This is a genomic window from Pedobacter superstes (assembly GCF_037622515.1).
Lineage (GTDB): Bacteria > Bacteroidota > Bacteroidia > Sphingobacteriales > Sphingobacteriaceae > Paradesertivirga > Paradesertivirga superstes.
In genome coordinates this window covers 18,593-31,022 of record NZ_JBBJCN010000011.1, presented here as the reverse complement: position 1 = coordinate 31,022, position 12,430 = coordinate 18,593, and the positions used below count along the sequence as shown (strand labels likewise).

Genomic DNA, 12,430 nt, shown 5'->3' with positions numbered 1-12,430 from the left:
TCGTTTACTTGCACTCTGTATTTGTCGGTGGCGCAAGCGGTATGCATTTAACGATTTCAGGTCGCAATTTACAAAATGCAGATATTTGATTTGCCATGCTTGGGTACAGTTTAAGTATATTTGCCTCTTTAACAGAAAAAAATGATATACATTACACGCAGAGAACGATTTAATGCTGCGCACAAACTATTCAGAGAAGAATGGAGCCTTGAAGAAAACATGGAAGTTTTCGGCAAATGCTCAAATCCTAATTGGCACGGACATAATTATGAGCTTTTCGTTACTGTAAAAGGTGAAGTTGATCCAAAAACGGGCTTTGTGATTGATTTAAAAGTGCTTAAGCAGATTATACTTACATATGTTACGGATAAACTTGACCATAAAAATGTTAATCTGGATGTGGATTTCATGAAAGGGAAAATGGCCTCTACAGAAATTTTAGCTATTGAAATTTTCAATCAGCTGAAACCACATATCGAAGCATTAGGAGTGCAAATGCATAAAATTAAACTTTGTGAAACAGAGAATAATTATGTTGAATATTTTGGCGAATAGCATTTAAAAGAATGAACGAAGACCAGATAAATCAAACTGCTGAAGGTAATGAACTGGATGGCTATAGTAAAATTGACAGGTATAATCCGGACAAGATTCACCGGATAGCAGATCATTACGGTGCAATCTTAACCGATCTGGGTGAAGATGCATCCCGTGAAGGACTTATCAAAACCCCCGAACGTGTAGCCAAGGCTTTACAATTTTTAACTCACGGTTATGATTTAAAACCTGAAGAGATTTTGAAAAGTGCTATGTTTAAAGAAGAATACAGCCAGATGGTCGTAGTAAAAGACATAGAAGTTTATTCCATGTGTGAGCATCATATGTTGCCGTTTTTCGGGAAAGCACATGTGGCATATATCCCAAACGGACATATCGTTGGCCTTAGTAAAATCCCGCGTGTGGTGGATGCTTACTCAAGACGGCTACAGGTACAGGAACGTTTAACTAACGAAATAAGAGACTGCATTCAAAACACTTTAGAACCCCTTGGTGTAGCTGTGGTAATTGAATGTAAACATCTTTGCATGTCAATGCGGGGAATTCAGAAGCAAAACTCAGTAACCACAACTTCGGCATTTACAGGTGCATTCGTAGACGAAAAAACACGGGCTGAATTTTTAAGATTAATTACTGCAAGTTTGGATTAATTGGCGGATCAAGTCCACCAAAAAACTAATTTATAAACACTTTTAACAGACATCGAAGGCAAAAAACGTCAGTAAAGTTTTATGCCTTTGTGTAAAATAAACGTATGAAAGCATATATATTTCCAGGACAAGGAGCCCAATTTCCAGGTATGGGTAAGGATCTTTACGAGCATTCTGACCGGGCTAAAGAATTATTTGAAAAAGCTAATGAAATTTTAGGTTTTAGAATAACAGATATCATGTTTAATGGCACAGAAGAAGACCTAAAACAAACAAATGTAACACAGCCCGCAATTTTTCTTCATTCTGTTATTCTAGCTGATTCACTTGGAAAAGATTTTAAACCGGACATGGTTGCAGGACATTCACTTGGAGAATTTTCAGCTCTTGTATCAGCTGGCGCTTTATCATTTGAAGATGGCTTACGGCTGGTTGCAGCAAGGGCAAATGCTATGCAGAAAGCTTGTGAGATACAACCTTCTACCATGGCCGCAATTTTAGGCCTTGACGATTTCACGGTAGAAGATGTTTGCCAGATGGTTAGCGAAATTGTAGTCCCAGCAAACTACAATTGCCCGGGACAATTAGTAATATCCGGAAGTATTGAGGGTGTGGATAAAGCGTGTGTACTCTTAACTGAACGCGGCGCCAAAAGAGCCCTGAAGTTAAACGTGGGAGGTGCGTTTCATTCACCTTTAATGGAAGCAGCCAGAGCAGCATTAGAATCTGCTATCGAATCGACCATAATTAAAGAACCAGTCTGCCCGGTTTATCAAAACATCGATGCCAGGCCGTATTCTAATCCGCAAAGTATTAAACATAATCTAAGTGCGCAATTGACCGGGGCGGTTCGTTGGACACAAACTGTTCAAAAGATGCTTGAAGATGGTGCTACATCTTTTACAGAAGTGGGGCCCGGCAACGTTTTGCAGGGATTAGTTAAAAAAGTTAACCGCTCTGTTGAAACTAAAAGCGCAACACTTAGTTAAGCAGTGTAATTAGATGGCATTTTAACCTTCTAAGTTTTTTCTTAAAACACTTTTATTTGTGAGTGCTACGTTTAAAATAAGGCTTTTACTCTTCATGCTTACGGTGAGTTTCGCCTTTACAGCTGTAACTATAAATTTCACTTTTGATAAAGATGAAGTTTTAGAATTTGATGGTAAATACATTGAAGGCAAACTCCACACTAAAGAAAAGTTTATTAAGAGCTTTTTGAATAGCCCCGCCTTCGATTCACTGAAAACCCTCCATAACCTACCCGGTAAAGCTGTTAATTTAATTTCTGAATTCAGGAATGACCGTGAAATTTATATCCATACCTATTTCAATCATCAGCTCACTCTATGGGGTTCCATTAGAATTGCCCCATCAACTGATGCGGGTTTAAAAGAAGGCAGCAATTTACTAATCACCGAAAATGGGTATTTTGAAGCTATAAAGCGAACGTCAGGCAACTTCTCTGCTTTAGCGATTATTCCTTTAAAATCAGAGTATAATTATCAGAACCAGCACTTAAGCAATACCTTTTCTAGAGATCTTATCAAAGAAAACAATGTTGATATAGCTACCATAAACGATAAAAACACTTATAATATCCGGAATATTGACGGAAAATATTTATTCTCGGTAAAGCTTAAATCATCCATTACCAATTCCTTCTATTCTAAATTAGAATTATGGCTCTGGATGATTTCTGTTGTTATCGGTACAGTATTTATCAATTATTTATGTATTTCCCTGGCGAATCATGGATATGTTAAATCATCCATATCAATCTTCTTTTTCTATTTTCTGGCTATCCGCATCCTCACGCTGGAATATGCCTGGATTGATACGTATTTCAACCTCCCCATATTCGATACCCGTCATTTTAATGCGGGTTATTTTTTCCCTTCTTTAGGAGATTTCCTTCTGAATGCTATCATGGTAAGCTGGTTTTTAGCATTTATCTATAGCTACCGTTATGAAATCAGACTTACTGATCAGCCAATTTCAAAACTGGGCGGGATTTTAGTTTTTATTCTGCTTGAAACAATACTTTATTTAATTGCCTATCAGCATAATGAAATTTTTTATCAGCTCATTACTCTCTCGGATATAAACTTTGATGTTACAAACATCCTGTATCTCAATAAATACAGCTGGCTGGGTATTCTTTTAATGTGCATTGCAATTTTCAATATTTACCTGTTATTAGAAATTGCCTTAGTAATTGGTGACTTACTGCCTTTAACAAACAAAGAGCGCTTTAGAATTTTCACCCTGAGTCTATCTGTTGTTTTTGTTGTAACCGCTATTTTTAATGGATTCAGTATTATTATAACATTCTTTGCCATCATTATCTATTTAAGGGGCTGGTCCTTTTACTATAAAAATCACAATTATAAGCTTGCGATATTCCTCTTTAGCTTATTGTTGTATTCTATTATTTCTTCCATTAAGCTTTCAACATTCCAATCTATAAAAGAAAAAGAAGACAGAAAGGTTCTGGCAGAACAAATTCAGTCTGCTGATGACCCCAATGCTGTTTTATTGTTTTTTTCTGTGGAACAAGCCATTTTGAAAGATGAATTTCTGACCCAGTTTTTTAAAGCACAACCTAAAGACAAATCCCTGCTTCAGCATAAATTACGCCAGTCGTACTTTGACGGATATTTGTCCCGATATGAGATTACATCACTTCCTTTCACACAGAATCAGAAATATTTTTTCAATGACAGTACCAGCTTAAACAGCTTTAAGAGTTTGGTCCTTAAAGGTTCCATTAAGGTTTCAAAATATTTTTACCGGGTGAACAACACATTCGGTTATCAAAATTATTTTGCGCTTTTACCCATTAAAGAGGGGAATAGAGATCTTGGAACATTAGTTATTCAACTTAAAGCCAAAACGTTCGCAGATTCTGGCTCATTTCCAGAAATTCTTGCTGACGGAAAAATAAGCAGCACTCCTGAACTGAATGATTATTCTTTTGCATTTTATAAAAATGGAAAACTTCTTAGCCAGAAAGGTAATTACAATTACAGCCTTATAAACAATAATTTTATAGGAAAGCAAAATCAGTTTGTTTTTATCGAAGCTCAAGGATTTAATCACCTTCTTTATCAACCGAATCAAAACAAACTGGTTATAGTAAGCAGACCGATTACAACTCCGGTGATGCAGCTGGCATCTGTTTCATTTCTTTTTCTGGTGTTAATTACCTTTTCTGTAATACTGGTCATAACGCACCAGTTATGGATAGTTTTTCATGATGATAATTTCAGGCTGAATAATTATAGTTGGGAATATTTGCTATCGAGAAATAAAATCTTATATAAAACACGCATTCAGGCATCAATGGTTATCGCCATAATTTTCACTTTAATTGTTGTGGGGGGTATTACTTATTTTAGTATTGGTAATCAGTTCAGAAAGCAGCAAGAGGAAGATTTACTTATTCATGCTACCCGCATTAATGAAGCACTGGAAACGAATGACACCTATAATACCACGCAATTAACCACTAATGAAACTATCTTAAAGTCGTTTGCAGAAATAAACGCCACCGATTTGAATCTTTACGATATAAACGGAAGGTTAATTTTTTCAACCCAACCTAAAATCTATGAACTGGGTTTTATTGAAAGGCGAATGGATGAAATATCCTTTATTTATTTAAATAAATACCTGCGCTCAGAATTTTTAAGTCACGAGAGCATTGGCGGCATGAAATATATTGCAGCATACAAACCTGTGAGGAACAAAAATAACGAAACCGTCGCTTACTTAAGCTTACCGCAATTTTCGAATGAAAAAGAATATCAGCTAAGAATTGGCTCTTTTTTAAATGCTTTAATAAATGTGTATGCGCTTGTGTTATTGGTTATCGCTCTTTTCGGTATCTTCTTAGCCAATCAAATTACCCACCCACTATCGTTGGTAGCCAAAAACCTGAGCGAGATAGCTATTGGCCATAAACACGAACCAATTCACTGGAAAAGCAACGACGAAATTGGCTCTCTTATTCAGGAATATAATAAAATGATAGCTGCCCTGGAAGAAAGCGCCCAGAAGCTAGCCCGGTCCGAAAGAGAAAGTGCCTGGAGAGAAATGGCTAAACAGGTAGCACATGAGATTAAAAATCCTCTTACGCCACTAAAATTAGGAGTTCAGCTACTAGATAAATCATGGAGAGAAAATGATCCTAATTTTGATAAAAAGTTCGAAAAATTCAGCAAATCATTTATTGAACAGATAGACAGCTTAAGTCTTATTGCTTCTGAGTTTTCGAACTTCGCTAAAATGCCTGATACTCCTTTCGAAAATGTGGATCTGGTTAAGTTAATTGAAAAAACTATTAATGTCTTCGATCAGACAGAAGATTTAGAAATAAGCTATACTGTTAATACCGATAAAGATGTAATTGTAAGAGGGGGCAAGGATCATTTATTGAGAATATTTAATAACCTGGTCAAAAATGCAATAGAAGCCATCCCCGATTTCCGGAAAGGAAAGATTCAAATCAATCTGGAAACAACCGGGAAAAATGTGCTTATAGAAATCTCTGACAACGGAAAAGGAATTCACGAACAATTACAGAAAAGTATTTTCAATCACAACTTTACCACAAAAAGTTCAGGTACGGGATTAGGTCTTGCATTTGTAAAGCAAGCAATTGAAAACATGTATGGCACAATACGTTTTGAAACCGTACCAAATGAGGGTACTACATTTTATATTACACTGCCTTTAGCTACCAGCTAAAGATTAAGGCATTACATTAAAATCACACAAGCAGGTGATTCCATGCTTGTGGCTGCCCCAGGTAGAAAGATCATGAATGAAGTAGACTATAACTTTACTTCACTTCAGAGGGGCTCAATAAATTAAGAATCATCATAAGAAGATGCTAAAATTCAGCATGAGGTCAAATTTGAGACAACCTGACCTTATACTTTGCCAAAACTATTTCAAGGTAATAGAGCTTCTTCCCATGGTATACCCATCAGAATAAAGCACAATAGAATATGTACCTTTTTGAAATTCTGAAGGATTGGTCCAATCAATATTATACACCTTTCCATCGTTAGCAAATTCAATAGCCGTCTTATAAGTATATTGCAGTTCTTCTCCATCAGCGGAAAACAAACTACTGTTGTCAGAGATAATAAGGTTGCCGCTCGGATCCATTATTCTTATATAAATATCATGCATTCCTTTAGAAGCTATAGGATTTTCCGCTGCTGTAAAGCTTACACGTAATTTCTTCGCAGAAGTGGCACGAGTCACGTCGCTTTCCTTTCCGCTGTTTTTAATTCTTAAAGAGGTAACTGCTATGTTAGCAACCTTTAAAGCCGAGGCAGCCTGCACTTTGGAACTTAACTCAGTATTTTGCAATTCGAGCTGGGTTGCTTTGGCTGTGACATTGCCTACGGTTGTTCGCAGGCTGTCGCGCTCCACAGATAATGATTTATTTTCTTTCCTTAATCCCTCGATATCGGCGGTATACTTATTAACAAAATATTTTAATTGCTTTACATCCTCTTTTGCTTTAGCCAGTTCTCCCTGAGTTAACTCGCCCTTCTGCAGCTGCTCTCTTAATTCAGAAATTTTCTGACGCGCCAAATCCTGCTCCTCCTGCATATTTGCCGTTAACTGTATATTTGCGGTTGTTGCCTTGTCAAGTTCTGCTTCAATTTTATCTATTTCAACATCCATCCTTGACTTTTCATCTGTAATAGTTACGATGCGTTCATTAGCTTTTTTATCCCGGAAAAAAAGATAGGCGTTAGTACCAACCAGGGCGATAATTACAACAATCAAAAAATAAATTTTATTAGAATCTCTTTTGGGGGCTTGATCGGGATAGGTATTTTCCATTATGAGCAAAATAAATTAATTACAGTTAATAAAAAGACGTGACACTAAAATTTTCTTACGTTTTTTATAACTTTTAAATAAGTGGATTATTGCATTTCAACTACAAAAACATCCTCACAATTATCACAAATATAATATTTTATAAACAACGGCACATTGATTCTAGTCATCAATTAATCGTCACAAATTAAAATGAGACATAATAAAACTGTCTCCGTACTGTTTCTTAAGTATCTTTGACCAGTTAAAAAGATATGTCTAAAAGAATATTTACCACTTTACTGTTTGCATTTTACATTTTCGTCACAACACAAAGTTCAGCCCAGGAAATAGCCCATAAAAGAGAGTTCAGGGGTGTTTGGGTTGCTACGGTTACCAATATAGACTGGCCTAGTAAACCGGGGCTGCATTCGGGCACTCAGCAGCAAGAATTATTGCAAATTTTTGATGAACATCAAAAGTCAGGAATGAACGCAATAATGTTTCAGATAAGACCTACCACTGACGCCTTTTATTTTAAGGGAAGAGAACTTTGGAGTAAATGGCTTACAGGAGAACAGGGATTGGCTCCATTTCCATTTTACGATCCGCTTGAATTTGCTATAAAGGAAGCACATAAACGAGGCATGGAATTACATGCATGGTTTAATCCTTATAGAGCAGCGTTTAGTTTGTCCGAAAAAGAAGTTAGTCCCAAACATATTACCAGGCAAAAACCTGAGTGGTTTTTTAATTACGGAGGTAAAAAACTATTTAATCCTGGATTACCCGAAGTCCGGGCTTACATTGTGCAGGTAATTATGGATGTTGTAAGAAATTATGACATAGACGGTGTACATTTTGACGATTACTTCTATCCTTATCCTGAAAGTGGGCGGCCAATCCCGGATACTGAGGCATATATAAAATACGGAAGTGAATTTAAAAATATAACGGAGTGGAGAAGAAGCAATGTAGACTCTCTTATCCATACATTAAATGACAGCATTCACACTGCAAAAAAACATGTAAAGTTTGGAATCAGTCCGTTTGGAATCTGGAAAAATAAAAGCCAGGATCCTGAGGGCTCACTTACAAATGGGGGATCTTCCTATGTTGAATTATATGCAGATACAAGAAAGTGGTTACAAAAAGGTTGGATAGACTATATAAACCCACAAATTTACTGGCCAAATCAACATCGACTGGCTCCATTTGAAAACCTTCTTGACTGGTGGAGTAATAATGCCTACGGAAGACATTTGTATATAGGTCAGGCTGCTTACCGGGCAGCTGAGAAAGTCCAGGGCTTCAATAATCGCCGTGAACTTCCGAACCAGGTCAGAGCTTTAAGAAACAATTCCCGAGTTCAGGGAAGTGTTTATTTTAGTTCAAAATCTTTAACAAATAACCTTGCCGGATTTCGCGATTCGCTGAGGTATGATTTATACCGGTATCCTGCGCTGCAACCCGCCATGCTATGGATAGATGATGTCACACCGCATGCGCCATTACTGCTCTCTGCCTATTTACAGTTTCCGAATATTATACAATTAAAATGGGATGAGCCCCTAAAAGCAAGGGATGGGGAAACGGCATATGGATATGTAATTTATCGCTTTAAAGCAGGTGAAGACCTTAATTTTCAGGATGCTTCTAAAATCATTAAAATCAGTTTTGACAATAGTGTCACTACATACTCTGATAAGACAGCTCAAAAAGGTGCCCAGTATAATTATTTCGTAACGGCCATCGACAGATTGAAGAATGAAAGCCTGCCTTCTAATATTGCGCACGCGTTCGTTCCTTAAAAATATTTCCCGGGCAGAAAATCCTGAAATGATTAAAAAAAATCTTTTATACTACAGTTAATAAAAATGAAATCCTAATTTATTTTTCAACATTCTATGTAAAATCAAAAACGTTTTTTTACGATTCGTGTTAAATCTTGTACAAAAAAACAATGAATCAATGAAACGTGTACCTGAAAATCTACTAGTGTTTTCCCATTTAAGATGGGATTTTGTTTTCCAGCGCCCTCAGCACTTATTGACTCGTTTTTCAAAAGAGTTTAATGTATATTTTCTCGAAGAACCGATACATGACGTTCAGGAAAACGAGGATAGTCACCTTTCTATCAGTAAACGTTCTGATAAATTATGGGTACTTGTTCCGCATCTGCCAAAGGACATAAATAAAAAAGAAAGCTTAAAGATTCAAAAAGAAATCCTCAAGTCGTTTCTCACCAACAAATCATTATCAGATTTTATTTTCTGGTACTATACCCCCATGGCCCTCGAATTTTCCGGAGATTACAATCCGGATATAACAATTTTTGACTGCATGGACGAGCTTTCAGCATTCAAATATGCACCACCAGAATTAATACATCTGGAGAAAGAGCTATTAACGCGCGCTGATGTAGTATTTACAGGCGGTCAGTCATTATATGAAGCCAAAAAACATCAACATCAAAATATTTATCCTTTTCCAAGCAGTATAGATAAAGATCATTTCGCAAAAGCACGTAAAAAAATCGCTGAACCAGCGGACCAAAAAGCTATTACAGGCCCCAAATTTGGTTTTTATGGGGTAATTGACGAGCGCTTTGACTATGAATTAATTGGCAATGCGGCTACATTACGTCCCGATTGGCAATTCATCTTAATAGGCCCGACAGTAAAAATCGACCCTGCAGTTCTACCGAAAAACAAAAATATCCATTATTTAGGCGGCAAATCATATGATGAGCTCCCTTCTTATTTAGCCAGTTGGGATATCGCAATGATTCCTTTCCTGCTTAATGAATCAACCCGTTTTATCAGCCCAACAAAAACGCCGGAATACCTGGCAGCAGGTATTCAGGTTATTTCTACTCCTATCAGAGACGTTGTAAACCCATACGGGAAAAAGAACCTGGTAAGTATTATAACAAAGGCCGAAGAATTAGTTAAAGCAGCCGAAATTGCTTTGACAGCTCCTAAAAAAGAGTGGCTGGCAGATGTAGATATCTTCCTCGCTAAGAAATCCTGGGATCAAACAGCATCTGACATGATGGATTTGATACGTAAAGCGATGGGCAGAAAAGTTTCTGTGCCGCTAAGTGCTTAATTAAATCAAATTTTATGGGTACGATTACAGATGTAGAGATCTGGGGCGGAATTGAATGCACAATAAACCGTGTAAAGGACTCTTATTTTGATCAACTTGAATTCTCAGGTCATTATGACAGGCAAACCGATATCGACCTTTGTGCTGACCTGGGAATAAAAAAATTCAGATATCCGGTGCTTTGGGAAAAACATCAACCTGCATCGGATACTGAGATCGACTGGTCAGCAACAGAAACCTCCCTTAATCGCCTCAAAGAATTAGGGATTGATCCTATTGCTGGTTTGGTACACCATGGTAGCGGCCCTGTTTACGCCCCGATTGAAAGCGAAACATTTGCGATAAAGTTAGCAGAATATGCATTCAGGGTAGCTCAAAAGTTTCCCTGGATTCAATACTATACGCCCGTAAATGAGCCTTTAACCACTGCTCGCTTCTGTGGCTTGTATGGCTTTTGGTACCCGCACTTAAAGTCAGACCACAGCTTTATTCGCTTATTACTAAATGAAACAAAAGCCACCGTGCTTTCTATGCAGGCTATTCGCAAAATAAACCCTGCGGCAAAGCTTATTCAAACGGAAGACCTGGGTAAAACCTACAGTACTCCGTCATTAAGGTATCAGGCGAATTTTGAAAATAAACGTCGCTGGCTGAGTTTAGATTTACTTATGGGAAGAGTAGGTAAAAAACATCCTTTATGGAAATATCTTACAATTCAGGGAGGCATAAGTGAAAAAGAACTCGATTTTTTTCTAAAAAATCCCTGTCCACCTGATATAATTGGCTTTAATTATTACATAACATCAGAACGATTTATTGATGAGAATGTATTTAAATATCCAAACCAAAATCGTGGCGGAAATTCAAGACATCGTTATGCTGATGTGGAAGCCGTACGGGTAGATCTGGAGACCAAAACGGGCGCGTATCAATTGTTAAAAGAGGCCTGGGAATATTTTAAACTGCCTATAGCAATTACTGAAGTACATTTGGGCTGCACGCGGGACGAGCAATTGCGCTGGTTCAAAGAAATTTGGAACACCGGTTTAAAACTTAAATCGGAAGGGATTAACATACAGGCAGTAACTGCATGGGCAATGTTAGGTTGTTATGGATGGAATAAATTGCTTACCACACCTCAGGGAAAATATGAAACCGGGATATTTGATTTAAGCCTCGGAAAACCGCGCCCTACAGCTCTTGCTAAAATGCTAAAATCATTATCCATGGGCGAGGATTTTAAACATCCTGTATTGGAAAGCAAAGGCTGGTGGCAAAAAGATATACGGGTTTTATATTTCCGAAATAATATCCGGAAAATAAGCGCTGAACTAAAAACGTCCCAACCCTTATTAATCCTGGGAAAAACGGGCACTTTAGGGAATGCCTTTGCCCGTTTATGTGAGCTTAGGGGGATATGTTATCAATTATTGGATAGAAATGACCTTAACCTAGGTGACCCACATCAAATAGAAAAGGTTGTTGGAGAAAAACGCCCCTGGGCAATTGTGAACGCAGCAGGCTATGTGCGCGTAGATGATGCCGAAGATGATAGAAACACCTGCTACATAGCCAATACCCAGGGACCGGCAAACCTAGCCAATTTATCCTCAAAATATAATTTTAAACTCCTGACTTTCTCATCTGATTTGGTTTTTGATGGGTCAAAAGGCAAATCTTACTTTGAAAGCGATGCAGTATCCCCTCTCAATATCTATGGCAAAAGCAAAGCAAGAGCTGAAGAATTCGTACTAAATAAAGATCCTTCAGCATTAATTATTAGAACCAGTGCATTTTTCGGTCCCTGGGATAACTATAACTTTATAACTAATGTATTATCCTCTTTAAAAAATCAGCAATTTGTTAAAGCGGCCAATGATGTTCTCATTTCTCCAACATACATTCCGGATCTGGTAAATACGAGTCTCGATTTGTTACTGGATGATGAATGCGGTATATGGCATCTTGCAAACAGGGGACAAATCTCCTGGGCCTCCCTTGCAATGCAAGTTGCAAAACGGGGAGACTATGATCCCAACCTGATAACTCCCACACCGCTTTCCGAATTTAATTACGCCGCAAAACGACCTTTATTTAGCGTACTTGGAAGCGAAAAAGGGCTTTTGATGCCTGAGTTGAATGACTGTCTAGACAGATATTTTATTGAACAAGAATTGCATTGTAACTTAGCAGACATTGTCATAAACACAAAAGCCGGTTAGTTAACCGGCTTTGTATTTATCATAGAGGAGCAGTATATCTGATCA

Annotated in this window: 8 protein-coding genes; 7 read left to right on the top strand and 1 reads right to left on the bottom strand. The window is 37.5% G+C overall.

The features are described from left to right. Nucleotides 1-141: 141 nt before the first annotated feature. The 4 genes from WG906_RS18645 to WG906_RS18630 all read left to right on the top strand — a co-directional run bounded on the left by WG906_RS18645 (nucleotide 142) and on the right by WG906_RS18630 (nucleotide 5,957). Nucleotides 142-555: a 6-pyruvoyl trahydropterin synthase family protein gene (locus tag WG906_RS18645; RefSeq protein WP_339994403.1), complete on the top strand. Its 414-nt coding sequence runs from the start codon at nucleotides 142-144 to the stop codon at nucleotides 553-555. 11 nt (nucleotides 556-566) lie between these two features. After that, nucleotides 567-1,208 carry a GTP cyclohydrolase I FolE gene (gene folE / locus WG906_RS18640; RefSeq protein ID WP_339994402.1) on the top strand — a complete coding sequence of 214 codons (642 nt, stop codon included), beginning with the start codon at nucleotides 567-569 and terminating at the stop codon, nucleotides 1,206-1,208. 104 nt (nucleotides 1,209-1,312) lie between these two features. Then, nucleotides 1,313-2,197, top strand: a complete 885-nt coding sequence (gene fabD, locus WG906_RS18635; RefSeq protein ID WP_339994401.1) for an ACP S-malonyltransferase — start codon at nucleotides 1,313-1,315, stop codon at nucleotides 2,195-2,197. A gap of 58 nt (nucleotides 2,198-2,255) precedes the next feature. Further along, nucleotides 2,256-5,957, top strand: coding sequence for a sensor histidine kinase (locus tag WG906_RS18630; protein ID WP_339994400.1), 3,702 nt, complete (start codon nucleotides 2,256-2,258; stop codon nucleotides 5,955-5,957). Between the two features lie 201 nt (nucleotides 5,958-6,158). Here the strand turns inward: WG906_RS18630 and WG906_RS18625 are convergent, their stop codons facing one another. Beyond that, the gene (locus WG906_RS18625) at nucleotides 6,159-7,073 is read right to left on the bottom strand and encodes a DUF8428 domain-containing protein (protein WP_339994399.1); all 915 of its coding nucleotides are present in this window, start codon (nucleotides 7,071-7,073) and stop codon (nucleotides 6,159-6,161) included. 254 nt (nucleotides 7,074-7,327) lie between these two features. Here WG906_RS18625 and WG906_RS18620 point away from each other — a divergent pair, with 254 nt between their 5' ends. The 3 genes from WG906_RS18620 (at nucleotide 7,328) to WG906_RS18610 (ending at nucleotide 12,385) form a co-directional block, all read left to right on the top strand. After that, nucleotides 7,328-8,863 (top strand): glycoside hydrolase family 10-like protein, encoded by a 1,536-nt coding sequence (locus tag WG906_RS18620; RefSeq protein ID WP_339994398.1) that lies wholly within the window; start codon nucleotides 7,328-7,330, stop codon nucleotides 8,861-8,863. Nucleotides 8,864-9,023: 160 nt separating this feature from the next. Then, nucleotides 9,024-10,163, top strand: a complete 1,140-nt coding sequence (locus WG906_RS18615; RefSeq protein ID WP_339994397.1) for a glycosyltransferase family 1 protein — start codon at nucleotides 9,024-9,026, stop codon at nucleotides 10,161-10,163. A 14-nt stretch (nucleotides 10,164-10,177) separates the two neighbouring features. Then, nucleotides 10,178-12,385: an SDR family oxidoreductase gene (locus WG906_RS18610; protein ID WP_339994396.1), complete on the top strand. Its 2,208-nt coding sequence runs from the start codon at nucleotides 10,178-10,180 to the stop codon at nucleotides 12,383-12,385. Nucleotides 12,386-12,430 lie beyond the last annotated feature (45 nt).

Excerpts from the sequence above, each read along its gene's own strand:
- WG906_RS18615 (WP_339994397.1), top strand. The coding sequence starts at position 9,024 with ATGAAACGTGTACCTGAAAATCTACTAGTGTTTTCCCATTTAAGATGG.
- WG906_RS18620 (WP_339994398.1), top strand. The coding sequence starts at position 7,328 with ATGTCTAAAAGAATATTTACCACTTTACTGTTTGCATTTTACATTTTC.
- folE (WP_339994402.1), top strand. The coding sequence starts at position 567 with ATGAACGAAGACCAGATAAATCAAACTGCTGAAGGTAATGAACTGGAT.
- WG906_RS18645 (WP_339994403.1), top strand. The coding sequence starts at position 142 with ATGATATACATTACACGCAGAGAACGATTTAATGCTGCGCACAAACTA.
- fabD (WP_339994401.1), top strand. The coding sequence starts at position 1,313 with ATGAAAGCATATATATTTCCAGGACAAGGAGCCCAATTTCCAGGTATG.
- WG906_RS18625 (WP_339994399.1), bottom strand. The coding sequence starts at position 7,073 with ATGGAAAATACCTATCCCGATCAAGCCCCCAAAAGAGATTCTAATAAA.
- WG906_RS18610 (WP_339994396.1), top strand. The coding sequence starts at position 10,178 with ATGGGTACGATTACAGATGTAGAGATCTGGGGCGGAATTGAATGCACA.